Here is a 26504-nt window from a genome sequence, read left to right as displayed (position 1 = left end):
AGAGTTTTTTGATAGTAATAATTATTATCAATTGACTCGCTGGAATTTGATGTGAAATCTTTGCCTCTTTTAGGTTGTATGTTGTTGTCATCTGCTGCAATGGCAACGCATTCTGACTGCATACGTTTATCTGAGCTTTCCTTTGCTGAAGGGGTGCATGATAGCGAAGGTCATAGTTGCTTATCTTTTGAAGTATCACAGCAAGATTTTATAAAACAACGTGGTGAAGGTCTTTCCAAGGTCCTGTTATTGGATTCCAATAAGCAGTCAGTGCGTGCATTGCAAGAGTATGGTTCAGTACAAGAGCCCCATAGCGCAGATTATGTAGTATCAGAAAATGGGGTTTATTATCTAGCGTTGAATGGTGAGCCGGGTAAACCTTGGCAATTAAAGTTTGACATCAGCCAGTATCAGCCTTTAGCCATTAAAAAAGATAATGAACCTATTAGCCCGATGCTACAAAGTTTGCTTGATGAACATTATCAAAATGGTGATACAAGCGCATTTTGGCAAGCTGTCGCCGCGCAAGGAACCCCCCTGGTTGAGGCGTTTTCAAATCGACAAAAACGCGTGACATTTCTTTGGCGTGGCGCGAAAGCAAATGCCTATATTCTAGGGGCGCCGTCAGGTAATCACGAAAGAATGGCCCACTTGGCGGGAACGGATATTTGGTATCGTTCTTTTATCATTCCTAATGATACGTTATCACAATATAAAATTGCACCGGATATACCTTCTGTGCCTGAGGGCGGCTTTGCTCAACGTAAAGCGATTTTAGTCACAGCGCAGTCTGATCCTTATAATTCTCATGTTATTCCTTCGCAACGCGTAGATAAATATAACCGTTTTTCGTTGTTATCATTGGTACCGAACATACGCCAATGTCACTTCCCTGATGTAGAAAACAGGCAGATTAAAGGCCGTTTAGAGACATTTACGTTGACGAGCCAGGTATTAAAAAACGAAAGAAAAATAACGGTTTATCAGCCTAATATACCAATGGAAGCTCCGGCGCTATTGGTGTTATTAGATGGGCAAATTTACCTGAAAGACTATCAGATGGAGAAATTTTTTGATAAGTGGATAAATCAGGGGAATTTTCCTGCTATGAATATTGTATTTGTGGATAGCATCAATTCAGCGCGTCGTGGTGATGAGCTTCCTCCTAATGATGCCTTTCCTAAGTTGCTGGCGGATGAACTTATGCCCCAACTCGCGGAAATGGGAATTCAAGCACCTGCAAGCCATACGATTATTGCGGGTTCCAGTTATGGAGGGCTTGGGGCGGCATGGAATGCGTTACAGCATCCTGAAGTTTTCGGTAATGTCATTAGCATGTCAGGATCTTATTGGTGGGCTCCGAAGGATAAAGACCCTGAATGGTTGATTCGTGAAATCGAAATGATGCCAACACAACCGATCCGTTTTTTCCTTGAGGCTGGCCTTTTTGAACAACGTGGTAGTTGGGGGGGAATTATTCAAAACCACTATCGGTTATTCGATGTTCTAAAACATAAAGGTTATCAAGTTGATGCCATTGAACTCCCTAGCGGGCACGACTACGTTTCTTGGTGTGAAACGCTTTATGAGGGAACAAACCAACTTGCGTCACAATGGTAAATAGCCCTAACGCTCATTCACAAAAAGCAGCTTATATTTAGCTGCTTTTTTACATTTATGACTAACGTCTTCATTTCGCCATAAAAGCGTCATTCAACTGTCATCTGGCTCCTTTAGCATGCCTTTCATTATTTGAAATATACATCTTCTCTTTTCATTATTGATTGGCAAGGAAACAGTTATGACTGGTAATTTTATGAAATCCCTTTTAGCTGTCACGGTAAGTACTTTAATTTTGGGGAGTACAGTCCCTGCCTACGCGGCTGATAAAAATGATGCGGTGTCAGAAAACCGTGCGGCGCAAGGTGATATCACCAAATTTGGTGGTGCGCGTCGTTTAGCGACAGAGCAAACTGATATCATGAAAGCCGCACTTCACAATGGCCAAGCCAAAAATGTGATTTTATTTATTGGTGATGGTATGGGTGACTCTGAGATTACTGTTGCTCGTAACTATGCAGAAGGCGCTTCAGGGTTCTTTAAAGGTATTGATGCCCTGCCAATCACTGGCCAATATACCCATTATGCGTTAGATAAAAAAACACAAAAACCCGACTATGTAACTGACTCTGCGGCATCTGCCACCGCGTGGTCTTCCGGTGTGAAAACCTACAATGGTGCGTTAGGGATTGATGTATTTGGTAATGATCATGAAACATTAATTGAGATAGCTAAACGTAATGGTAAAGCGACGGGTAACGTCACAACTTCCGAGATTCAAGATGCAACGCCTGCTGCGCAATTTTCGCATGTGAGTGCGCGTAAATGTTATGGCCCTGAGGAAACAACAGAAAAATGTGCGGCTAACGCGCTAGAAAATGGCGGTCGTGGTTCAATTTCAGAACAACTGTTGGTAACTCGTCCTGATGTCACGCTTGGTGGTGGCGCTAAGAGCTTCAAACAAGAAGCAAAGGCGGGTGACTACAAAGGCAAAACTCTGGAACAACAGGCTATTGAGCGTGGGTACAATATTGTGCGTGATGCTAAAACATTAGATAGCATCAAAGTCGCAAATCAAGATAAACCCGTTCTGGGATTATTCCATGATGGTAACATGACCGTTGCATGGGAAGGCCCGAAAGCGGTTCACTACGGTAATATCAACAATGCGCCATTGGAATGTAAACCGAATGCGAAGTTAGACCCTAATGCACCAACATTGGCTCAAATGACGAAAAAAGCGATTGAGCTGTTAGAAGTCAACCCAAATGGTTTCTTCTTGCAGGTTGAAAGTGCCTCTATCGATAAGCAAGACCATAAAGCAAACCCATGTGGCCAAATTGGTGAAACTGTTGCTCTCGACCAAGCTGTACAAGTCGGCTTAGATTTCGCTAAAAAACATGGTGATACATTAGTTATCGTGACTGCTGACCATTCACATTCAAGCCAAATTATTCCAGAAGGAACAAAATCAACGGGCTTAACGCAAGCGTTGATTACTAAAGACGGCTCTGTGATGGTGGTAAATTACGGTAACTCTGAAGAAGATGATTCTCAAGAGCACACCGGTGCTCAGTTACGTGTGGCGGCTTATGGCCCACATGCGGCAAATGTAATGGGTCTAACTGACCAAACTGATTTGTTCTTTACCATGCGCGATGCAATGGGATTGAAGCAATAAACCAACCCTGTAGTGAAAATTCTCCGCAATAGGATGTTGCGGGGGATTTTTTTATTTTCTAGTATATTTTCTCCTTATTTTTCAACCGTTCCTCAATAAACTTACTAAATATTTGCACTTCTTTTTTTATCCGTTATCTTGAGAAATTGAATCATCTGATAACAATAAATGTGCTTCTTCATAGGCACAAATAATGAGAATGGCATAATGAGAGAAGTTCGCGAACTACAACGAGATGAAATCCCATCTGTTTGGTCTATCGACCGCACTGAATTAATTGAAAACCTTTATCTGTATCAAAATGGCGAATTGGTGCTATCCAAACAACGGTTTGATATGAAAGGTTGGCCAGAAGGTGAACCTGAAACCTATACCCCTCATTTGTTGGAAAGTTATGACCAAGGGGCGATATTTCTTGGGGTTTTTGAGCAGGGCAAGCTAATTGCTGCCGCAAGTTTAGATAATGTGTGGCGCGGTGAGCAAAAAAATTTAATGCAATTATCTTTCCTGCATGTGAGCCACTCGTACCGTGGCCAAGGTTTAGCAGGGATGTTATTCCAACAATGCGCTGAAATGGCGATACAAAAAGGGGCAAAGGGCTTATATATTTCTGCAACGCCTTCAGAAAATACAGTGCATTTTTATCAACACCTAGGCTGCACCTTAATTGCACAGCCTGATCCTGAATTATTTGCATTAGAGCCCGAAGATATTCATTTTATTTATCTATTTTCGTAAGTTTTTATTTTGTAAAATAAGTGTTAATTTATAGGGAGTGGAATAAAAAAAGCATTGAAATTTACTAAAAACTAGATATTATTGATAATCATTATCATTTAAGAGTGTTGAGGTCACTATGCCAACTAGCATATCAAAAACCACAGGTTTAAAGCGTATAGGCGCTGGCCTTTGGGGAGTCTTTGCTGTGATATTGTTGAGCATTGCTTATGTACTCAATAATATGGGCTTAGATAATCTAAAAATCATTATGATTATCATGATGGTAGCAACTGCAGGGATGTTATTTAATCGCGGTTCTCGTCGTTTATTGATTATCCCAGCTGTGATTTCACTTGCATGTTTTATGATGGCCTTTGTACTACAAAGGTAGCTCTATAATCTAATTAATAATTAAATAGAACAGAAGAAAGTGGTATCGAAAGATATTGATAATTGAATGGTATTCAATATAACGGTTTATTCAAATGATTTACTATTGTCTTATAGTAAATAGTCAGATAAGGCAGTGTTAGCATTACAGAGAAGGTCAAAAGGGCAAGATGTTATAAAAAAATGACTGACCAGTGGTGCGAAAGGGGGGACTTGAACCCCCACGTCCGAAGGACACTAACACCTGAAGCTAGCGCGTCTACCAATTCCGCCACCCTCGCAATACTGTCACATCAATACTACTGTCACATCAATACTACATTAATGTGATTTATCCAAAGTTAGTGGTGCGAAAGGGGGGACTTGAACCCCCACGTCCATAGGACACTAACACCTGAAGCTAGCGCGTCTACCAATTCCGCCACCCTCGCAATACCTAACTAAACTTTGATTCATCAATGCTTTTAACCAGCAATAATGTGTTGCGGATTTTAGGCTAATTTCGACGAACGTCAATAATTTTTTTATGTAGTATTTTTGATTGATGAAAAAATGGCCGGTAAGGGTTCACCCGCCATTAAGTCGTATGAAAAATTGTGCTTTAGTCTAATTTATTCGCGAATAAACTAACGCTTAACCGCTTGGTAAACTTTGAATTTTCCCGTTTTGGCAAGTACTTCATGGCTACCAAATGCTTTATCGAGTAAATCAGGGTACGGTAAGAAAGCATTCGCGACGATCCGCAAACGGCCACCTTTTTTCAGGTATTTAGGGGCTTGGTAAATCATATTTTCAACCGCACGATAACTGGTGTTTAGGCCATCATGGAATGGAGGGTTAGAAATAATCCAATCAAATTTATCGTTAATATCTGAGTAAGCATCACTCGCGATGACTTCGCCAGCCAGTTTGTTTGCCTCAAGAGTGGATGCAGCGGAATCTAGCGCAGACGCACTCACATCACTTAAGGTGAGTTTTAGCTCTGGGTTTTGCGAGCCGAGAACTGCGGCGATCACCCCATTACCACAAGCTAGATCAAGCAGATCGCCGCTCATTGGATCAGTTAGCGTTGATAACAGTAGATCACTACCGATATCAAGCTCATTATGGCTAAATACCCCTGGCAGTGCGTTAATTTTAACATTATCAATCTGATAATGACGCCACCAGCGAGCAATATCAAAGGTTGTCGGTTGTTCTAATTCACCATAGTACAAGCCACAGCGGCGTGCTGAGTCAATTTTTTGTAAGCTAGCGATCCCTTCCATAATGGATTCGGCGCTTTTAACACCACTACGGTTTTCGCCAACGATAAAAATTTGGCTACCCGCAGCGAGGTGAGTACAGAGGTCATCGAGTTGGAAACAGGCTTCTTGCTTGTTTTTTTGCCAAAAATAAATGAGAGTATCGCAAGGCTGGATAAATTCCGCGGGTGTTGTGGCAGAGAATAACGCCATATCGCCCATTAACGGTTGTAAGCGTTGCCAGTGATGATACTGGTTGGTGATGACACGAACACTAGCTGCTTCTAAGGTTGCAGCGAGTTCATCCTGAATGTCACCAGCCAAAATGACATGACGATCTGTAAAATGTTCGAGATGGCGTTGAATAACTTCGCTGGCAGGTGTCAGTAATGACATATTCTGTCAATCTCCTAAAATAATAAAAAAACCTATGACCATCTTACCAAAGATAAGAGAAATAGCATTGCTCTGTTGGCGCTATTAATCCCCTTTGATAAGATGTGGTTGTAAAATTGCGACTGGAAAATCAAATGACACGACGTGACAGGCTTTTAGAACAAATGGGGATCACTCAATGGATGGTGAGAAATCCTGCCGTGTTACGTGGTGAGCGTGGTGTAAGGATCCCAGCGTCGACTAAGCTTATTATTATTACTGATGAGAACCTTGATTTAAATAGCCAATTGCTAAAAGATATTTTTCTTTCCATGAATATTGCACAGGACGATGTGGTTTGTGTCAATTCAGAGCAATTAGGTTTAATCCCAACACCAATAATAACACCATGTTGGGTATTAGGTGATGAAATCCAGCCTGAAGGTTCAAAAGTCATGTTTACTTCACCTGTTTTGTCTGAGCTAAGTACAAGCTATAGCGCTAAACGGGCACTATGGAAACAAATTTATCAATATGATGAAAATTTCAACACTAAAGCAATCTGATCTCGCAACCGCCTACTTAATTGAGAAGTTAAGCCATGATTTTCCATGGACTGAGCGAGTTTTTTATGGGAACCAAGGGGAAAAGTACCATAACATAAAAATATCCGTTAATAATCAGATTATTGGTTATGCAATAACACAGTGTGTTCTTGATGAAGCGACTTTGTTTAATATTGCCATACACCCTGATTACCAAGGGAAAGGCTATGGCCGTTTGTTGCTAGAACAGCTCATCGAAGAACTTGTAAAGAAAGGCATTCTCACGTTATGGCTAGAAGTGAGGGAATCAAATACATCTGCTTTGCATCTATACGATAAGTTAGGTTTTCACCAAGTGACGGTACGTAAAGATTACTACCCTGCTAAAAAAGGCCGAGAAGATGCTTTAGTACTTGCTTTGACTCTATTTTCTGATGAATAAATTTAAGTAACGAATAATTTATTATTAATATAATTAAAACCCCAATATGTGTCATAACATATTGGGGTTTTGTGCTTTTATGGACGACTATTTTTCAATTTCAGGAAGAATAGGTTTATTAATTAGTTGGATATTATCTTTTAACTCTTTTTTTGCCGCAGCTTGTGCGTTAACTTCTTCATTGAGGCCTTTATATGTGGAATAACACATAATTAGCATCATGATGGATAACGGTACAGCCATGGCGACCAGTGCAGATTGCAAACCGGATAATCCGCCGGTCATAATTAGTACGATCGCGATTGCTGCAATAATGACACCCCAAATGGTTTTAGTGACATGAGACGGATTTGGGTTCCCATTTTCACTGACCATTCCCAGTACAAATACCGCCGAGTTAGCTGATGTGATAAAGAAAATCAGTACCAAGGCAATAGCTAAGACACTAATAAATGTCGATGCAGGGAAATAATCTAAGAACTTAAACAGTGCAGATGTGACATCGGTTTTTACAGCATCTGCTAGTGCGGTTTGCCCTAAGTTTTGAATTAAATGGATGGCAGAACCGCCCATAACTGCAAACCATGCAAAAGCACTTAATACAGGAATAAATACTGCGCCAATCATAAATTCTTTGATTGTTCTTCCTTTTGAAATACGAGCCACAAAGCTGCCAACTAACGGTGCCCATGCTATCCACCAACCAAAGTAAAACAGTGTCCAGTTAGCAATCCAAGTACCGTCATTATAGGGTTCAGTACGAAATGACATACTGACAAAATTTTGGACGTAGTCTCCAATACCTTGGAATAAAACTTTTAAGATAGTTTGGGTTGGACCAGATAGAAAGATAAATGCCATTAATCCGAGAGCAAGTATGATATTTAAGTTTGATAGATGTTTTATTGCCCCTTGTAACCCGGAAATCGTCGAAGCAATATAAACAACAGTAATAATAGCAATCAAACCAATTTGTACATAAATACTAATGGGCAATCCCCATAAGTAATTCATACCACTGTTAACTTGTAGTGTACCAAAGCCTAATGATGTGGCGATACCAATGACGACGGATAACATCACCAATATATTGATCCATTTCCCGACAGAGCCGTAGATCCGATCCCCAATCAATGGATAGAAAACAGAGCTGAGTGAAGATGGTAGTTTTTTTCTAAATTGGAAATAGCCTAAAGCTACACCGACAAGCGCATAACAGGCCCATGCAGAAACACCCCAATGCAGATAGACATATTGCATGGCTGCTTTAGCAGACTGTTCTGTTGAACCTTGGCCAATCGGCGGGCTGATATAATAGGAAACAGGCTCTGCTACCCCCCAGAACATCAAACTTATACCAATTGAGGCACTGAATAACATCGCAATCCAAGTGACTGTACGGTATTCCGGTTTGTCATTGTCATCGCCAAGGCGTATGTGACCAAATTTGGAAAAACCAAGAAACATACAGAAGCTGAAAAAGATAAAAACGGAACCTAGAATAAACCAACCTAGATTGTTATAGATAAAACTTAAGGCGGAATTTGAAAAAGCTTCCAGCTTATCAGGAATAAATGCACCAAAACTGATTAACGCTAGGCTAAAAGCTAGCGACACGTAAAATACGGATTTTTTGTGATTCATCATACCTCTTCTCCAGTTGCTCACTTATTTTTCTTTTATGAGAGTTGGCTTGCAGGGAATACTCGTTGTGTTTTAAGGGTACTTTTTGTTAGATGCTACTTTTGGTTTACAAAGAATAGCCATGCAAAGATTGTGCAGTCAACAAGAAATTAACCAATCATTAACAGGTGAGTTAAGGGTGATTGATTTAACTGATTGTTATTATTAATTTAATCGTTTTTGGTTAAAAAATTATCAATATTTCATTTGATCATTAATGCGATCTGCATTAACATTCCTAAAAAAGATGTTAACTATAAGTTTACATAAGTGAGGGCAATTATGAGCAATGCAGCTAAAGTCATTTCGATTAATGATCACCTTGATATTGATAACGCATGGACAATCCCTGCGCGTTATTACACGTCTAATGATGTTTTTGAGTATGAAAAAGAAAAAATATTTGCTAATTCATGGGTTTGTGTCGCTCATGTTAGTGAAGTAAAAGAAAAAAATTCCTATATCACTCGTGAGCTCATTGGCGAAAGCCTTGTGATTGTTCGTGGTCGTGATGATGTATTACGTGGCTTTTATAATGTATGTCCACACCGTGGACACCAGTTGATCAGCGGTGAAAGTGGCAAAGTCAAAAATGTGATTACTTGCCCTTACCACGCGTGGGCATTCAAGCTAGATGGCCAATTAGCACATGCGACTAATTGTGAAAATGTGAATAATTTTGAAGCCGATGCAATGTCATTAAGTAGCTTCCATGTTATTGAACATGCAGGGTTTATCTATGTAAATATGACTGTAGGTGATCCTCAGCCTATTGAAGAGCAACTTCCTGGCTTAGCCGAAAAAATGCAAGAAGCTTGTGGAGTCATTAGCGATTTAAAATTGGCAGCGCGTTTTGTTAGCCATACTCCTGCTAATTGGAAAACTATCGTTGATAACTATATTGAATGTTATCACTGCCCAACCAATCATGTGAGTTTCGCCAGTTCCGTGGATGTCAACGTATACGAACACCAATTATTGGATAATTGGACTGTTCAAATTGGCAAGGCAAAACCCTCTGAATCCTCCTATCAGTTTGATGAATCTGTTTTAGACCCACGTTTTTTTGGTTTTTGGATTTGGCCAAGCACCATGTTCAATATGCCTCCAGGCGGGGATTTCATGACGGTAATTTATGAGTTTCCAGTGAACGCAGGGGAAACCTTGCAGCACTATGATATTTATTTCCTCAATGAAGAACTGACTGAATATCAGAAAAACTTAGTGGAATGGTATCGCACCGTATTCCGCCCAGAAGATCTGCGCTTGGTAGAAAGTGTACAAAAAGGATTACGCTCACGGGGTTATCGTGGCCAAGGCCGCATTATGGCAGATAGGCAACGTAGCGGGATCAGCGAGCACGGCGTTGCCCATTTCCATAAAATCGTCGCTGGTGCGCACACTGAGTAATCACGTTATTTATTATAAAAATAAAAGGAGAAGTCACAAATGCATCATTTAACTCACCCTGCACTATTTCGTCAGTCATGTTACATCAATGGGCAATGGGTTGATTCAGATAAAAAAATCCCTGTGACTAATCCTTTTGACCAATCTGTGCTGGGAACGATCCCCAGCCTGTCTGCAACACAAGTGGATGAGGCGATTGAATATGCTTATTCTGCAATGGAAGGTTGGAGTAAGCTGACTGCTAAAGCGCGTTCTATCATTCTACGCCGCTGGTTTGAGCTGATTGAAGCCCATGTTGATGATCTTGGGCGTTTAATGACGCTCGAGCAAGGTAAGCCACTGAATGAGGCAAAAAGTGAAATTCGCTATGCCGCTTCCTTTATTGAATGGTTTGCGGAAGAGGGGAAACGTGTTTATGGGGAAACCATCCCGCAAACAGTGGGAAGTAACCGCATTTCAACGATTAAACAACCGATCGGTGTGTGTAGTGCGATTACTCCGTGGAATTTCCCCGCAGCGATGATCACCCGTAAAGCAGCTCCAGCACTGGCCGCAGGTTGTAGTATCATCATTAAGCCTGCAACAGAAACGCCTTTTACGGCGCTTGCCTTAGCACAGTTAGCAGATGAAGCGGGCATTCCTGCTGGAATATTTAACGTCATTACTGGGGACTCTCGTGTTCTAGGCGAACGTCTAACTAAACATGAGCTTATCAGTAAATTTTCGTTCACCGGTTCAACGCAAGTTGGCCGAGTTCTATCTGAGCAGTGCGCATCGACGATTAAGAAAACATCACTCGAACTGGGAGGAAATGCGCCTTTTATTGTTTTTGATGATGCTGATATCGATAAAGCGGTAAAAAGTGCGGTTCAAGCCAAATTTCGCAATGGTGGGCAAACCTGTGTTTGTGTGAACCGTTTTTATATTCAAGATACGATTTTCGATGAATTTCAGACCAAGTTCGTTGCAGAAGTCGCTAAATTGCAAGTCGGTAATGGCCTTAAAGCAGGAACTGATATTGGGCCTATGATAACGACACGTGCCATTGATGGTATGAATGAGTTATTACAGGATGCACTAGCGAAAGGTGCACGCCAATTAACCTTAGGTAATGAAGTAGCGGAGTATGGCAATTTCTTTAATCCAAAAGTCCTTGTTGATGTTGATGACTCAATGAAGATTGTTCATGAGGAAATTTTTGGTCCCATTGCAACATTGATTCGTTTTAGTGATGAAAATGAAGTGGTTACTCGCGCCAATAATACGATTTATGGCTTAGCGGCTTATTTCTTTTCTCGTGATGTGAGTCGTGTATATCGTGTAGCTGAAAAACTACAAAGTGGCATGGTCGGTATCAATACAGGCTTAATTTCTAATGAAGTTGCTCCCTTTGGTGGAGTGAAACAATCAGGTTTAGGAAAAGAAGGCTCTCTATATGGTATTGAGGATTATTTAAGTACTAAGTATCTGTGTTTAGATATTGAATGATGAGAGGGGCACTGTGATGAACCAACAAAAAATTGCAGTCAATGTCAGTCGAATTGAGCAAATTAGCCCAAATATTAAAATGTTCGAGTTTGTTGCACAAGAGGGCGCGCTAATGCCTTTTAGCGCAGGCAGTCACATTACCGTTCATATGGGCGAGCAGGCTGGTTTGCAACGTGCATATTCGTTAATCAGCGACCCGCAGCAGTGTGGCAGTTATTGTATTTCTGTCTTGCGTGATGAAAACTCGAAAGGCGGTTCTGCATTTATGCATGAGCAGCTATCGCCAGGGGATAGCTTGTATTTGTCCCCAGCACAGAATTTTTTCTCGTTAGCACCGGATAACCAATGTAAGCATATTTTGATCGCCGGTGGGATTGGGATCACGCCTTTTCTCTCTTATCTCTATGAATTAGAAGAAAATGGAATGGATTTTGAACTTCATTACTGTTTTCGTGATAGTACAACGGCGGCATTTCTTGAACATTTACAACAGCGTATTGGCTCGCGTTTATTTCTTTATGACGGTAGCCAAGGGCAGCGAATGTCTGTCGAACAGTTAGTTAAAGCACAAGGAAGTAATAGCCATCTGTATGTATGTGGCCCTCAATCATTAATTAATGAGGTGATTGAAAAGGGTCATCAGCACTTGGGTGAATCACAGGTTCATTTTGAAAATTTTGGCGAAGTTGCCAGCGAAGGGGATTCATTTGAAGTCTATTTCCAACGCTCAGGCTTTAGTTTGGAAGTCGGTAAAGATGAGTCTATTTTGCAGGTAATCGAAGCAGATAAGCGCATTAACGTGGAATGTTTATGCCGTAATGGGGTTTGTGGAACCTGCGAAACGGCAATACTTGAGGGAGAGGCTGATCATCGTGACCACTACCTCGATGATAATGAAAAAGCTGAGCAGAAAACGATGATGTTGTGCGTTTCGCGAGCTAAATCTAAACGATTAGTCCTTGATTTATAATCAAAGTTGCCCCGCTTAGGCCATAAGTGGGGCAAAATACCTGTTTTAAATATCTTTTAATTCAAACATTAAAAAAGGCTGTTTTTCATCATTAAAGTGTTGATAAGCCGTAATTTGTTTGTCTTGAAATACGATTTGACCACGCCCTGTACGAAATACTTCATCTAACCATGGCTTATGGTTGATCACTAATTGATATAATAAACGTTGTAGTTCAAGGTAATCTATTTCAGTCGATTGATTGTGTAAGTTGCTGGCTAATATTTCGCCTGCTTTATCTGTAAATACGACTAAATGATTGAAATGAGATAATAATACATCAAAATAGCATTTGATTTTACGTAGGCGTAGTTCGGTATTCTTACGTTCGGTGTTGTCTAAACTGATCCCAACCAGCTTTGTCACTTTGCCATTAGGGCCTCTGACTCCTGTTGCTCGGGATGTGATCCAACGGTAATCGCCTTCCCAGTTAATTTTAAAATCCATTTCATGGGCACCGCCTTCACGAATAATTTTGGAATATCCATTAACCAATTTTTCTTTGGAGTCATGGCTCATTAAAGCCCAGAAATCTTCATTACTGGTGATTTTGATACCATAAACAGCTTCAACGTTGTCCGAGTAGTTCAATTCCCCCGTTAATAAGTCCCACTCCCAGGTCACGATATCTGCGGATTCTTGAAGATGGACTTCGTTGATGTTGCGCATGACGCCTGAATTGCTAACAGTGACTTGGTTATTGGTATACTCACCGTATTTCAACCATATCTTGTCGACATCCAATAACGTGGCGAGCTTTTCAAGATTATCTTCATCAATCATGCCACCTTTCGTCCATTTGTTAACCGCCGTTCGGGAAACACCAAGGGCTTCAGCGGCTTTTAATTGACTCATTTTTTTCTGTTTTAGCAATTTCAACAAACGTTCTTTGAATGTCTCTGTTTCTGTCATCAATTCATGTTTACCTTATAACTTATGGAGTTAACTAAAAACCATGTGATAAGTGAGTAGCAAGGTATTGCTCTAGATTTTCGATAAAGACTCTAAGATTAGCACTCGTTCGGAGACTTCTCGAATATACAGCATAAACATCTGCAGTTTGATGCCATTGCGGTAACACTCGTACTAATTGGCCTGACTGTAACTCAGGCTGCACACTCCATTGGGAGCGCAATAGGATCCCTTCACCACTTAAGCACCATTGCTTGGCGACTTCACCATTATTGACGGTTAATTTGCTATTGGGAGTGACCGTCATACTTTCTTGCTGGTATTCAAGCTTCCATACCGCGGGGGCTTGGTTACGTTCTTTAATCGCAATACAAAAGTGCTTTTGTTCCAGTTCTTGTGGGTATTTTGGGTAGCCGTGTGTTGCTAAGTAGGTTGGAGAAGCGCACAGAATACGCTGGTTCTGTGCAATTCGCCTAGCAATAAATTGCTCAGCTATCGTACCGCCAATACAGATATCAACATCAATGTTTTCACTAATAATATCGACAGACTTATCGGTCAAAGTGAGATCAATGCCTAATAAAGGATGACTCCCCCGTAATGTGAGTATAAACGGGTTAATATAAGTACTGCCAAACCCTGTGCTACAACTGATACGTAGATTGCCGCGGATCTCTTCGCGACAGGCGTTGAGTTGTTGTTGCATCTGTTCCAATTCAGCTAGCATCACTTCACTGCTACGTAAAATAATTTGCCCTTCGTGAGTCAGCTTAATTGAGCGAGCCGTTCTAAAAAATAAAGTTTGTCCTAAATTTTCTTCTAGCAACTTAATGCGTTTAGAAACATAAGCTGGGGATACCAACAGCTGTGATGCGGCTTGAGAGAAACTCATCAAACGGGCAACCGTGACAAAAACGCGGATATCCTCTAACGAAGGAAGCTTGTTCATAGTTTGTAAACCTAAGGATTACACTTCATATCTATACTTTATCACAGCAACCCCTAAACTGGAGAACAAACAGACATAATTCATTTATCAGAGGTTTTCACAATGTCACAATTTAACATAGCGGTTATTCCTGGTGATGGTATTGGTACCGAAGTGATCCCTGAAGGATTAAAAGTATTAGCAGCGGCAGCCAATAAACACAATGTAAAACTTAACTTTACCCATTTTGATTGGTCGTGTGAAACCTATCACCGTACAGGGCGTATGATGCCTGAAGATGGTTTAGAACAATTAAAAAAATTTGATGCGATTTTTCTCGGTGCGGTAGGGTTCCCTGGTGTTCCTGATCATATTTCGTTATGGGGGCTGTTATTACCTATCCGTCGTGCTTTTAACCAGTATGTTAATTTGCGTCCTGTTCGTTTATTTGATGGCATTAGATGCCCATTAGCAGATAAAAAACCGGGAGATATTGATTTTTATGTCGTGCGCGAAAACGTTGAGGGGGAATACTCTGCGATTGGCGGCATTCAGTACGAAGGTACGGATGAAGAAATGGTACTGCAACAAAGCGTTTTTACCCGTAAAGGCACTGACCGTATCTTAAAATATGCTTTTGATTTGGCGCAGTCACGTGAAAAAAAACATTTAAGTTCAGCGACGAAATCCAACGGGCTATTTCATTCAATGCCTTATTGGGATAGCCGTGTAGCCGAAATGGCGAAGCAATACCCAGATATCAAAGTTGACCAATTTCATATTGATATTTTTGCAGCAAACTTGGTGAGAATGCCAGAGTTCTACGATGTGATTGTAGGGTCAAATCTATTTGGCGATATTTTGTCTGATTTAGGGCCTGCTTGTACGGGAACTATTGCGATTGCACCCTCGGCCAATATTAACCCAGAAAAACAATTCCCATCGATGTTTGAGCCTGTTCACGGGTCAGCACCTGATATCGCAGGGCAAAATATTGCCAACCCGATTGGTACGATTTGGGCAGCCGCCATGATGATGCAGCATTTGGGATGTCCTGAAATGCATGATTCGATTATGTCCGCAGTAGAAACAGCGATTAAACAGCGCCAACATTTGACTCGTGATATGGGCGGCGATGCCAGTACGCAGGCGTTAGGGGATGAAATAGCCCGTTTGGTTAGTGCTTAGTTGATGCATAAAGACGGTGTTTATTGAGTCAATTTAGTGAGCCATCGAGGGACTGTTTTGCCTGTTCCTCGATGCTTTGATTGTTAATACCCCCAAGATCTGCGAAAATATCCGCCAATTTTGATTAACAAGACGGATTTGCGACGCCAAGAGCCACATTGAGCCTCTTCGAATGCTTATACAAATCTGTATATAAACGAAAAGAACGGTTAAATGACAGATCAGAACTTTCTCCATGAAGTTAGCACACGCAGAACGTTTGCTATCATATCCCACCCCGATGCGGGTAAAACCACAATAACCGAAAAAGTGTTATTGTTTGGGCACGCTATTCAACGTGCTGGTACGGTAAAAGGCCGTGGCTCTAACCAACACGCTAAATCTGACTGGATGGAAATGGAAAAGCAGCGTGGTATTTCGATTACCACCTCTGTTATGCAGTTTCCTTATAATGATTGTCTTGTTAACTTATTGGATACCCCAGGTCACGAAGACTTCTCTGAAGATACTTATCGTACATTAACGGCAGTTGACTGCTGCTTGATGGTGATTGACTCGGGTAAAGGGGTTGAAGACCGGACACGTAAACTGATGGAAGTCACTCGTCTACGTGACACTCCAATCTTAACTTTCATGAATAAGTTGGACCGTGATATTCGTGACCCAATGGAATTAATGGATGAAGTGGAAAATGAGCTGAAAATTGCTTGTTGTCCAATCACATGGCCTATTGGTTGTGGTAAATTATTCAAGGGTGTTTATCATTTATTACGCGATGAAACAATCCTATACCAAACAGGCCAAGGTCACACTATTCAAGAAGTCCGTATAATTAAAGGGCTGAATAACCCAGATCTTGATGCTGCCGTAGGTGATGAATTAGCGGCACAGTTACGTGATGAGTTGGAATTGGTTCAAGGGGCATCTCATGAATTTGACCATGACGCATTCTTGCAGGGTGAATTAACCCCTGTCTTTTTCGGAACAGCGTTAGGTAACTTTGGTGTTGACCATATGCTAGATGGCCTAGTGGAATGGGCTCCTCAGCCACAACCGCGCCAAACAGATTTACGCCAAGTTAATGCGACAGAAGAAAAGTTCACTGGTTTCGTATTTAAAATCCAAGCAAATATGGACCCGAAACACCGTGACCGTGTTGCGTTTATGCGTATAGTTTCAGGTACTTATGAAAAAGGCATGAAACTACGCCAAGTGCGCATCAAAAAAGACGTGGTCATTTCTGATGCTTTAACCTTTATGGCGGGGGATCGCTCTCAGGTCGAAAACGCCTATGCAGGGGACATCATTGGGTTACATAACCATGGTACGATTCAAATCGGTGATACCTTCACACAAGGTGAAGAGCTCAAATTTACGGGTATTCCTAACTTTGCCCCTGAATTATTCCGCCGTATTCGCTTACGTGATCCGCTAAAACAAAAACAACTGTTAAAAGGCCTCGTTCAGTTATCTGAAGAGGGCGCAGTACAGGTGTTCCGCCCGTTAACTAACAATGATTTAATTGTTGGTGCGGTAGGTGTGCTGCAGTTTGACGTGGTGGTTTCGCGTTTGAAAAGCGAATATAACGTTGAAGCTATTTATGAAGCCGTTAACGTTTCTACTGCGCGTTGGGTTGAGTGTGATGATGCGAAGAAATTCGAAGAGTTTAAACGCAAAAATGAGCAAAACTTAGCCCTTGATGGTGGCGACAACTTGTCTTATATCGCACCGACTATGGTGAATTTGAACCTGACTAGTGAACGTTACCCTGACGTTAAATTCCGCAAAACACGCGAACACTAATTGTGTTTATGACCCACGACTAGCATAGTTAGTGGGTCATCTTATTTCGAACTTCATTTAAAGCAACTTTCCCTGTTTTTTTATGCTTATCATCAAGAATATTCTGTCTTTATCACCTTTCTCTTTATTTTTTATGTTTTTTTACTTAGGCTATATTATTCGTTGTCCATTGCAGTGAAAGGAAGGTTTTTATGAAAAAAGCAAAACTATTGAGTTTGTTAGGAGTTATTGGGTTGAGCTGGGCGCTCGCGGCTTGTAGCTCATCATCAGATAGCGCTTTGAAAAAACAAGCCTCAGAAACCTGGGACAGTGCATCTAAGACCGTTGAAATGGCAGGTAAAGATACTGGGAATGCCATTTCGAGTGGCGCTAAAAACACCGGTGACTACATTGATGACTCCGCGATTACGGCGGATGTAAAAGGAAAATTACTGGGTACGAAAGGTATTTCGAGTAACAGCGTATCAGTAAAAACAGTCAATGGTGTTGTTTACTTATCAGGCTTTGTTAAATCAGCCGATCAAATTGATAAAATTACCCAAGTGGCATCGCAAGTTAATGGGGTAAAATCAGTACAAAATGGTTTAGTCATCGCTAACTAATCAGTAAATAAATGTCTCAATAGCTCATATTGCTGAATATTTATTGTACAATGCGGATAGAATGGGCTTTCAAAGGGAAGCTCATTCTGTTTTTGAGCTATTTAAAGTGAACTTCTGTCATTCAGAGGCATTATGGGAAAACACGTTTCAGTTACACTCGGCACGATTGAGCCGCTTGCATTCTTTGATAATATCAACTCGGGAAAAACTGCTCTGATTTGTGAAGGTGGTGGTCAACGAGGGATTTTTACTGCGGGTGTACTGGATGAGTTTCTTATTTCTGATTTCAACCCTTTTGACCTGATGATAGGCACTTCAGCTGGGGCTCAAAATCTTTCTGCGTATATTTGTGGGCAAGCAGGTTATGCTCGCCGTGTGATCACGCGTTATACGACTAATTCGGCATTTTTCAATCCACTGCGCTTTATCCGCGGCGGCCATCTGATTGATTTAGATTGGCTCGTCGACACCACAGCAAAAGAATTCCCATTACGTATACAAGCAGGGCTCGATTTATTAAATTCAGGCCGTGAATTCTATATGGGAGCAAGCCGCAGTGATGATTTTTCCGCTGCTTTTCTAAAGCCTGACGCAGACAACTGGCTCGATATTATTCGTGCATCCAGCGCTATTCCGGGCTTTTATCGTGAAGGTGTCGAATTTGATGGCACGCTTTACCAAGATGGTGGCATTAGTGCTGCTATCCCAGTTGAAGAGGCATACCGCCGCGGTGCAGAGACTATTGTGGTGATCCGTACCGTTCCTTCCCAAATGTATTTTACCCCTGAATGGGTGAAAAGAATGACTCGGTGGCTGGAAGGGGATAAAAATGGCCTACAACGTATGGCCGCGATGCTAAAAGTTCATCTGAAAAGCTACCGTAGAACACAAGAATTTATTGAAAACCCACCAAAAGATGTACAGGTCTTTGAGATTTATCCACCTGTTCCACTGAAAAGTAGTGCGCTGGGTAGTAAGGTATCTTCGCTTAATCAAGATTACCATACGGGGCGCCGGTGTGGTCGCTATTTTATTGCAGCACTGGGTGATGCCTTTGACCACAACACAAATCGCTTTAGCCATACTTTGGCACAGAAAATTGAGTCTAACCCATTAGATATTCAGCTTGAGCCACAAGTACCGAATGAGCTCATTCCTGAATTGGCGGCGGAGCCTGTTACCTCAATGCCTTTGGCCGCAATATCCGCAAATGAAAATCGTGATGGCTAAACGTCAATTTATTGATACTCATTGCCATTTTGATTTCCCACCTTTTAGTGATTCCTTCACTGAAAGTTTGCAGCTTGCTCAACAAAGTGGGGTGAGTGATATTATCATTCCTACAGTGAGTATGGATAATTTTGCACGAGTTTGGCAACTGGCACAGCAGTACCCGCAGCTGCATGCCGCTATGGGGTTTCATCCGTTATATTTGAGTCAGTTTCAAGAGCAACATATTGATATATTGACTGATTATCTAGCTAAAAAGAATAAAAAGTGTGTGGCGATAGGGGAGATTGGGCTTGACCTCTATATGCAAAACCCGCAATTTGAGCGCCAGCAAGTGGTGTTGTCCGCACAATTAAAGTTAGCGAAACAGTTTGATTTACCAGTTATTTTACATTCACGTAAAAGCCATGACCCATTAGCTGCGATGCTACGTCGTTTTGATGTCCCAGCTCGTGGCGTTGTGCATGGTTTTGCCGGCAGTCTATCTCAAGCCCAAGCCTTTGTTAAACTTGGCTATTATATTGGTGTTGGTGGCACAATTACTTATGACAGAGCGAATAAAACTCGCCATGTGATGTCGCAACTCCCTTTGACTTCATTATTATTCGAAACGGATGCCCCTGATATGCCAGTTTCAGGTTTTCAAGGCGAACCAAATCGTCCTGAACGTATTGAGTGGGTTTTTCGTTCATTATGTGAGCTTCGCCACGAATCCCCTGCAGAAATAGCCCAACAACTTTACAACAATAGTTTGTCGTTATTTAATCTCACCAAGTAAAACCGCATACAGAATCATAAATAATATTTATATAATTTCACTAATTGGCTATTAAAATCTATTCGGTTTTTATTGTGCTTAATTGGGACTTTAGTGCCTTTCCAGATTAAACTGAATGGATTTTGTGATTTTTGTCACATTATGTGAATTTTTGTTGTTTATTGCAGTATGTATTTGTGATGAGTATTGCGGGTTATTGGTGATGACTAGGTATAATCATCAAATTAAGAGTCAAGGTGACTTACACGTTTCCTTATATATCAACCTAAAATAAAGTGAACAGGGATCCTTCCATGCAGCTCATTATGAGTATTATCGGAATGGCGGTACTTATCGCGATAGCTATTCTATTTTCCAGCAATCGCCGAGCAATTAGACTACGCACAGTTGGCGGCGCATTTTTAATTCAATTAGCCATTGGTGCATTTGTTCTTTATGTTCCAGCGGGGCGTAGTGTGCTCCAAGGGATGTCTGACGCGGTTTCTAAAGTTATTGGATATGGTCAAGATGGGATGAGCTTCATCTTTGGCGGCCTTGTTTCCGATAAAATGTTTGAACTGTTTGGTGGCGGTGGCTTTATTTTCGCTTTCCGCGTTTTACCAATTATTGTTTTCTTCTCATCATTAATTGCTGTCCTTTATTATTTAGGGATCATGCAGTTAGTGATTAAAGTTCTTGGTGGTGGTCTGCAAAAAATATTGGGAACCTCAAGAACAGAATCGTTATCTGCAACAGCAAATATCTTTGTTGGGCAAACGGAAGCACCATTGGTTGTTCGCCCTTATATTGCAACAATGACGACATCAGAGCTGTTTGCCATTATGTGTGGTGGTTTAGCTTCTGTAGCAGGTTCAGTTTTAGCGGGCTACGCCCAAATGGGTGTACCAATGGAATACCTGATTGCTGCCTCCTTTATGGCCGCTCCAGGTGGTTTATTATTCGCCAAACTGATGGTTCCAGAAACAGAAGATGTAAAAGATAGGGTTGATGCGACAGATTTAGTCGCTGAAGATGAACGCCCTGCCAATATTATTGATGCGGCTGCTTCTGGGGCATCATCAGGGATGCAACTAGCGCTGAACGTGGGGGCAATGTTATTGGCCTTTATTGCTTTGATTGCATTGATCAATGGCATCTTAGGTGGTATTGGTGGCTGGTTTGATTATCCACAATTATCACTGGAATTATTATTAGGTTGGCTATTTGCCCCAATCGCATACTTGATTGGTGTGCCGTGGAGTGAAGCGACAATTGCCGGTTCTTTTATCGGCCAAAAAGTTGTTGTGAATGAGTTTGTCGCATTCATGAACTTCGGTGAATACATGAAAGCGGATGCTGAAGTACTGGCGGCAGGTAAACAAGTGCTTTCCGACCATACTAAAGCGATTATTTCGTTTGCATTATGTGGTTTTGCTAACCTTTCATCCGTCGCTATCTTACTCGGTGGTTTAGGCGGAATGGCGCCAAATCGCCGTGGTGATGTCGCTCGTTTAGGTATGAAAGCGGTTATGGCTGGTACCCTGTCTAACTTAATGAGTGCAACCATTGCTGGCTTTTTCTTAACGTTAGGCGCAGCAGCCGTAATTTAATTTATATTTGCTATCAACTAATCCAATTAAACGGAAGGGGATTAATCCTTCCGTTTTCATTTTGATTCGTTATATTCTTTTATGACTTTTTATATCAATCGTAAATTTTCAACTATTCTTAACTTAGTCAATTAATGATACAGAAAATATTGAAAAAGCCATTTGAGAGAAGAATTGATGGCGATAGATGGTATAATTTGATCTATATCACATTTTTTATTTTAATAATGTAACATTCAGTCGATTAATGTGATTTGTAGCACATAAAATGGCATCATTCCATGGTCAAATAGGCATTAGTAAGCTGCTATGGAACTGCTAGTTCTCAGAGTCTAGGACTCTAGGGCATGATGCGGTGAGAAGGATCTCAGCTGCTCAGTTCGGAAAGAATCCGACTAGCATCTTTAAGGAACCAAGCCCGCTCGCCAACAAAGAACGTGTCGTTCTGAAGAATTAACAACGTTGGAGAGTTATATGACTGATTTAAAAGCGGCCGCACAACGCGCGCTGTCACTTATGGATTTAACCACTTTAAATGATGACGATACTGATGCGAAAGTCATCGCACTGTGTCATCAGGCGAAAAGCCCAGCAGGCAATACCGCTGCAATCTGTATTTACCCTCGTTTTATTCCCATTGCACGTAAAACATTACGTGAGCAAGGCACTCCAGATGTGCGTATTGCAACGGTTACGAATTTCCCACACGGTAACGATGATATTGATATCGCATTAGCTGAAACCAAAGCAGCAATTGCTTACGGTGCGGATGAAGTTGATGTTGTTTTCCCTTATCGTGCGCTGATTGCGGGTAATGAACAAATTGGTTTTGATTTAGTGAAAGCCTGTAAAGACGCTTGTGCGGCTGCGAATGTGTTGCTGAAAGTAATCATTGAGACAGGTGAGTTAAAAGATGCAGCACTAATCCGTAAGGCTTCTGAAATTTCAATTAAAGCGGGCGCTGATTTTATTAAAACTTCGACAGGTAAAGTACCTGTTAATGCAACATTAGAAAGCGCGGAAATCATGATGCAAGTCATCCGTGATATGGGCGTTGAAAAAACAGTCGGCTTTAAACCTGCTGGTGGTGTACGTACCGCAGAAGAAGCAGCAGAATACTTAGCGTTAGCGGGACGAATTTTAGGTGACAATTGGGCAGATAGCCGCCACTTCCGTTTTGGTGCTTCTAGCCTATTAGCAAATTTATTAAATACGCTAGGTTTTGACGTTAAAAAATCAAGCAGCAGTTATTAATTTTCGCAATATTGTTAGCCGATAAATTCGACTTTAAAGGAGAATATTGTGTTTCTGGCACAAGAAATTATCCGTAAAAAACGTGATGGTAAGCCATTAAGCGAAGAAGAAATTCGTTTCTTTATCAATGGTGTTCGCGATAACTCAGTTTCAGAAGGTCAAATTGCTGCATTGGCAATGACTATCTATTTTAATGATATGACCATGCCTGAGCGCGTTGCATTAACGTTAGCAATGCGTGATTCAGGAACCGTTCTGAACTGGAAATCACTCAATCTCAATGGCCCATTAGTTGATAAACACTCAACTGGCGGCGTGGGGGATGTGACTTCACTGATGCTTGGCCCTATGGTCGCTGCTTGTGGCGGTTATGTACCGATGATCTCAGGCCGTGGTTTAGGCCACACTGGTGGAACACTAGACAAGCTTGAAGCGATCCCTAATTTCGATATCTTCCCGGATGACGTTCGTTTCCGTGACATTATCAAAGATGTCGGGGTGGCAATTATTGGGCAAACTAACTCATTGGCGCCTGCTGATAAACGTTTTTATGCGACCCGTGATATTACCGCGACAGTGGACTCAATTCCGCTAATTACGGCTTCAATTTTAGGCAAAAAACTGGCTGAAGGCCTTGATGCTCTAGTGATGGACGTTAAAGTCGGCTCTGGTGCATTTATGCCAACGTATGAGAAGTCAGAACAGCTAGCAGAGTCTATTGTTAAAGTAGCCAATGGGGCGGGTTGTAAAACGACCGCATTATTGACTGACATGAATGAAGTGCTAGCTTCCAGCGCAGGTAACGCAGTTGAAGTTCGTGAAGCGGTTCAATTCTTAACGGGTGAATACCGTAACCCACGTCTTTATGAAGTCACCATGGCGTTATGTGTAGAAATGCTGGTATCTGGTTCATTAGCAGCAAACCGCGAAGAAGCACGCCAAAAATTACAGGCAGTATTAGACAATGGTAAAGCGGCAGAAGTGTTTGGCCGTATGGTAGCAGCCCAAAAAGGGCCTGCTGATTTTGTTGAAAATTACAACAAATACCTGCCGACTGCGGTACTGAGCAAAGCCGTTTATGCACCAAAAGATGGCATTATCACGCAAATGGATACACGTGCGCTGGGAATGTCCGTAGTGACGTTAGGCGGTGGTCGCCGTAAAGCGACAGACCCAATTGATTATAGCGTTGGTTTGAGTGATATCGCTGCGTTAGGCGCCAAAGTGGATACCCAAACGCCACTGGCAATTATCCATGCAAATAGTGAAAAAGCGTGGGAAGAAGCGGCGAAAGAAGTGCGTGAAGCGATGGTGATTGGAGACAAATCTCCTGAAACAACACCAATGGTTTATCGCCAAATCAGCGAGTAATACAAATAGATTTTAGTGGTATATCGTTTTAAAAATACCGCAGGAGAAAAATATGAAACGCACATTTATTATGGTTTTGGATTCCTTTGGGATCGGTGCAGCACATGATGCACATAAATTTGGTGATGAAGGTTCCAATACATTGGGTCACATCGCAGATGCTTGCGCCCGTGGCGAAGCGGATATTGGTCGTAAAGGGCCTCTGCATTTACCTAATTTAACAAAATTAGGTTTAGGTAAAGCAGGAGAAGAATCAAGCGGTTCATTCCCTGCAGGTCTTGACCCTAATGCAGAAATTATTGGTGCGTATGGTTATGCGAGCGAAATTTCTTCAGGCAAAGATACGCCATCAGGCCACTGGGAAATCGCAGGTGTTCCTGTGTTATTCGATTGGGGATATTTTTCTGATGAAGAAAATAGTTTCCCTCAAGAGTTACTGGATACGTTAGTTGAGAAAGCGAATTTACCGGGTTACTTAGGTAACTGCCACTCATCAGGTACGGTTATTTTGGATCAACTGGGTGAAGAGCATATGAAAACCGGGAAACCGATTTTCTATACCTCAGCTGACTCCGTATTCCAAATCGCTTGTCACGAAGAAACTTATGGCTTAGACAAACTGTATGAGCTGTGTGAGATAGCGCGTGAAGAGTTAACCAAAGGCGGTTATAACATTGGCCGTGTTATCGCGCGTCCATTTGTTGGCGACAAAGCGGGTAACTTCACACGTACAGGTAACCGTCATGACTTAGCGGTAGAGCCACCAGCACCAACCGTATTGAAAAAATTAGTTGATGAAAAACAAGGTGAAGTTGTTTCTATCGGTAAAATTGCGGATATTTACGCTCATGTCGGTATCACCAAGAAAATTAAAGCCACTGGTATCGATGCGCTATTCGATGCAACGGTAGAAGAAATGAAACTAGCGGGCGACAACACCATCGTTTTCACTAACTTTGTGGACTTTGACTCTGCATACGGCCACCGCCGTGATGTGGCAGGTTATGCAGCAGCATTAGAGTTATTTGACCGTCGTTTACCAGAGCTGATGAAGTTGGTTAAAGAAGATGACATTCTGATCTTAACCGCTGACCACGGTTGTGACCCAACTTGGCCAGGTACAGACCATACCCGTGAGCACATCCCAGTGTTGATTTATGGTCCAAAAGTGAAACCAGGTTCATTAGGTCATCGCGAAACTTTCGCAGATATTGGCCAGACTGTCGCGAAATACTTTGATTTGTCGCCGATGGATTACGGTAAACCAATGCTCTAACACCCATTACCCGTCATACTTTGAGCTGTAGCGGTGTTGGCTGCATAAAACCACCCTAATCACATACTGATGTATGCTCATAGGGATGATTTTCTTTGCCGCCTAGCTACAACTCAAATTATTTAGGGTAATGGCGGGGAATTAAAGGTAATGGGCAAGCTATTGAAGGGTAATCGGCTAACAGTAGTTCGTTGGCTGCGATTCAAATTGCTTAGGCCAGTAAGATACAGATTATTAATAATAAGGTGGGAAGCCACCTTATTCATTTGAAAATATTTAATCGTTTAAAGGGAAATAATCATGGCAACTCCACATATTAATGCAGAAATGGGTGATTTCGCTGATGTCGTTCTGATGCCAGGCGACCCATTACGTGCAAAATACATCGCTGAAACTTTCCTTCAGGATGTTCGCCAAGTCAATAATGTGCGTGGCATGTTAGGTTTTACAGGGACTTATAAAGGCCGTAAAATTTCGGTAATGGGCCACGGTATGGGGATCCCTTCATGCTCCATTTACGCGAAAGAACTGATCACTGATTTCGGTGTAAAAGTGATTATTCGTGTTGGTTCATGTGGCGCAGTAATGGATGACGTAAAATTGCGTGATGTTGTAATTGGTATGGGTGCTTGTACTGATTCTCGTGTTAACCGTCAACGTTTTAAAGAAAATGATTTCTCAGCGATTGCAGACTATGACTTAGTCCATAATGCAGTTGAAGCGGCAAAAGCAAGAAACGTGAATGTACGTGTGGGTAACCTGTTCTCAGCAGACCTATTCTACTCACCAGATCCTGATATGTTTAAAGTGATGGAAAAATACGGCATTTTGGGTGTTGAAATGGAAGCTGCGGGTATTTATGGTGTTGCTGCTGAGTTTGGCGCACGTGCGTTAACGATTTGTACTGTTTCTGACCATATTAAAACTGGCGAACAAACAACGTCAGAAGAACGTCAAACCACGTTCAATGAAATGATTGAGATTGCATTGGATTCAGTGTTGCTAGGTGACAAATAGTCGTTAACT

Annotated in this window: 23 protein-coding genes and 2 tRNA genes; 19 read left to right on the top strand and 6 right to left on the bottom strand. The window is 41.6% G+C overall.

The genetic code is table 11. From position 1 onward, the window contains the following. Window positions 1-51 precede the first annotated feature (51 nt). The 4 genes from PR834_RS18380 to PR834_RS18365 all read left to right on the top strand — a co-directional run bounded on the left by PR834_RS18380 (window position 52) and on the right by PR834_RS18365 (window position 4352). Window positions 52-1620 (top strand): alpha/beta hydrolase-fold protein, encoded by a 1569-nt coding sequence (locus PR834_RS18380; RefSeq protein WP_272536849.1) that lies wholly within the window; start codon window positions 52-54, stop codon window positions 1618-1620. Window positions 1621-1801: 181 nt separating this feature from the next. Continuing rightward, window positions 1802-3241 carry an alkaline phosphatase gene (phoA, locus tag PR834_RS18375; protein ID WP_004905768.1) on the top strand — a complete coding sequence of 480 codons (1440 nt, stop codon included), beginning with the start codon at window positions 1802-1804 and terminating at the stop codon, window positions 3239-3241. 207 nt (window positions 3242-3448) lie between these two features. Continuing rightward, window positions 3449-3979 (top strand): GNAT family N-acetyltransferase, encoded by a 531-nt coding sequence (locus PR834_RS18370; protein WP_228677486.1) that lies wholly within the window; start codon window positions 3449-3451, stop codon window positions 3977-3979. A gap of 118 nt (window positions 3980-4097) precedes the next feature. Then, a complete protein-coding gene (locus tag PR834_RS18365) occupies window positions 4098-4352 on the top strand; it encodes a DUF1435 family protein (protein WP_004905763.1) in 255 nt (84 codons plus the stop codon). Window positions 4353-4546: 194 nt separating this feature from the next. Here PR834_RS18365 and PR834_RS18360 read toward each other — a convergent pair. From PR834_RS18360 to rsmC, 3 genes are all read right to left on the bottom strand, one after another. Then, window positions 4547-4632, bottom strand: a tRNA-Leu gene (locus PR834_RS18360). A gap of 64 nt (window positions 4633-4696) precedes the next feature. Beyond that, window positions 4697-4782: transfer RNA gene (locus PR834_RS18355), tRNA-Leu, on the bottom strand. A 195-nt stretch (window positions 4783-4977) separates the two neighbouring features. Continuing rightward, a complete protein-coding gene (gene rsmC, locus PR834_RS18350; protein WP_196725610.1) occupies window positions 4978-5991 on the bottom strand; it encodes a 16S rRNA (guanine(1207)-N(2))-methyltransferase RsmC in 1014 nt (337 codons plus the stop codon). A 134-nt stretch (window positions 5992-6125) separates the two neighbouring features. On the opposite strand from rsmC, the gene PR834_RS18345 reads away from it, so the two are divergent. Together PR834_RS18345 and rimI are read left to right on the top strand one after the other, a co-directional pair. Beyond that, the gene (locus PR834_RS18345) at window positions 6126-6536 is read left to right on the top strand and encodes a DNA polymerase III subunit psi (RefSeq protein ID WP_036958569.1); all 411 of its coding nucleotides are present in this window, start codon (window positions 6126-6128) and stop codon (window positions 6534-6536) included. Beyond that, entirely contained in the window at window positions 6505-6957 is a 453-nt protein-coding gene (rimI, locus tag PR834_RS18340; RefSeq protein ID WP_094962719.1) for a ribosomal protein S18-alanine N-acetyltransferase, read from the top strand. The genes PR834_RS18345 and rimI overlap by 32 nt, the downstream gene beginning before the upstream one ends. Before the next feature lie 87 nt (window positions 6958-7044). On the opposite strand, the gene PR834_RS18335 is transcribed toward rimI, so the two are convergent. After that, on the bottom strand, window positions 7045-8604 hold the full coding sequence (locus PR834_RS18335; protein WP_197739766.1) for a BCCT family transporter: 1560 nt from the start codon (window positions 8602-8604) through the stop codon (window positions 7045-7047). Between the two features lie 318 nt (window positions 8605-8922). Between PR834_RS18335 and PR834_RS18330 the strand changes: the two genes are divergently transcribed. From PR834_RS18330 to PR834_RS18320, 3 genes are read left to right on the top strand one after another with little or no spacing between them, the layout of a single operon-like run. After that, window positions 8923-10050, top strand: coding sequence for an aromatic ring-hydroxylating oxygenase subunit alpha (locus PR834_RS18330; protein ID WP_094962720.1), 1128 nt, complete (start codon window positions 8923-8925; stop codon window positions 10048-10050). A 39-nt stretch (window positions 10051-10089) separates the two neighbouring features. Next, complete coding sequence (locus tag PR834_RS18325; protein WP_272536848.1) at window positions 10090-11538, top strand: NAD-dependent succinate-semialdehyde dehydrogenase; 1449 nt, start codon at window positions 10090-10092, stop codon at window positions 11536-11538. Between the two features lie 16 nt (window positions 11539-11554). Beyond that, window positions 11555-12508 carry a PDR/VanB family oxidoreductase gene (locus PR834_RS18320; RefSeq protein ID WP_272525541.1) on the top strand — a complete coding sequence of 318 codons (954 nt, stop codon included), beginning with the start codon at window positions 11555-11557 and terminating at the stop codon, window positions 12506-12508. Window positions 12509-12553: 45 nt separating this feature from the next. Here the strand turns inward: PR834_RS18320 and PR834_RS18315 are convergent, their stop codons facing one another. Together PR834_RS18315 and PR834_RS18310 are read right to left on the bottom strand one after the other, a co-directional pair. Further along, window positions 12554-13459 carry a helix-turn-helix domain-containing protein gene (locus PR834_RS18315; protein WP_004905746.1) on the bottom strand — a complete coding sequence of 302 codons (906 nt, stop codon included), beginning with the start codon at window positions 13457-13459 and terminating at the stop codon, window positions 12554-12556. 34 nt (window positions 13460-13493) lie between these two features. Continuing rightward, window positions 13494-14408: a LysR family transcriptional regulator gene (locus PR834_RS18310; RefSeq protein WP_272536847.1), complete on the bottom strand. Its 915-nt coding sequence runs from the start codon at window positions 14406-14408 to the stop codon at window positions 13494-13496. 102 nt (window positions 14409-14510) lie between these two features. Here PR834_RS18310 and PR834_RS18305 point away from each other — a divergent pair, with 102 nt between their 5' ends. From PR834_RS18305 to deoD, 10 genes are all read left to right on the top strand, one after another. Further along, window positions 14511-15575 carry a tartrate dehydrogenase gene (locus tag PR834_RS18305; protein WP_004905742.1) on the top strand — a complete coding sequence of 355 codons (1065 nt, stop codon included), beginning with the start codon at window positions 14511-14513 and terminating at the stop codon, window positions 15573-15575. 213 nt (window positions 15576-15788) lie between these two features. Next, a complete protein-coding gene (gene prfC, locus PR834_RS18300) occupies window positions 15789-17378 on the top strand; it encodes a peptide chain release factor 3 (protein ID WP_094962725.1) in 1590 nt (529 codons plus the stop codon). 191 nt (window positions 17379-17569) lie between these two features. Continuing rightward, window positions 17570-17980, top strand: a complete 411-nt coding sequence (locus PR834_RS18295) for a BON domain-containing protein (protein ID WP_004905738.1) — start codon at window positions 17570-17572, stop codon at window positions 17978-17980. A 132-nt stretch (window positions 17981-18112) separates the two neighbouring features. Next, window positions 18113-19210, top strand: coding sequence for a patatin-like phospholipase family protein (locus PR834_RS18290; protein ID WP_004905737.1), 1098 nt, complete (start codon window positions 18113-18115; stop codon window positions 19208-19210). Then, entirely contained in the window at window positions 19203-19988 is a 786-nt protein-coding gene (locus PR834_RS18285) for a TatD family hydrolase (protein WP_036958567.1), read from the top strand. The genes PR834_RS18290 and PR834_RS18285 overlap by 8 nt, the downstream gene beginning before the upstream one ends. A gap of 305 nt (window positions 19989-20293) precedes the next feature. Next, on the top strand, window positions 20294-21577 hold the full coding sequence (locus tag PR834_RS18280; RefSeq protein ID WP_172412291.1) for a NupC/NupG family nucleoside CNT transporter: 1284 nt from the start codon (window positions 20294-20296) through the stop codon (window positions 21575-21577). Between the two features lie 474 nt (window positions 21578-22051). Further along, window positions 22052-22831 carry a deoxyribose-phosphate aldolase gene (gene deoC / locus PR834_RS18275; protein ID WP_094962728.1) on the top strand — a complete coding sequence of 260 codons (780 nt, stop codon included), beginning with the start codon at window positions 22052-22054 and terminating at the stop codon, window positions 22829-22831. A 48-nt stretch (window positions 22832-22879) separates the two neighbouring features. Continuing rightward, window positions 22880-24202: a thymidine phosphorylase gene (deoA, locus tag PR834_RS18270; RefSeq protein ID WP_181489266.1), complete on the top strand. Its 1323-nt coding sequence runs from the start codon at window positions 22880-22882 to the stop codon at window positions 24200-24202. 52 nt (window positions 24203-24254) lie between these two features. After that, window positions 24255-25478, top strand: coding sequence for a phosphopentomutase (gene deoB, locus PR834_RS18265; protein ID WP_004905728.1), 1224 nt, complete (start codon window positions 24255-24257; stop codon window positions 25476-25478). A gap of 300 nt (window positions 25479-25778) precedes the next feature. Beyond that, window positions 25779-26495 carry a purine-nucleoside phosphorylase gene (gene deoD, locus PR834_RS18260; RefSeq protein ID WP_272536846.1) on the top strand — a complete coding sequence of 239 codons (717 nt, stop codon included), beginning with the start codon at window positions 25779-25781 and terminating at the stop codon, window positions 26493-26495. The last annotated feature ends 9 nt before the right edge of the window (window positions 26496-26504 follow it).

It is taken from the genome of Providencia sp. PROV182, from assembly GCF_028480325.1.
GTDB lineage: Bacteria > Pseudomonadota > Gammaproteobacteria > Enterobacterales > Enterobacteriaceae > Providencia > Providencia hangzhouensis.
This window is presented reverse-complemented; position numbering and strand designations above follow the sequence as displayed.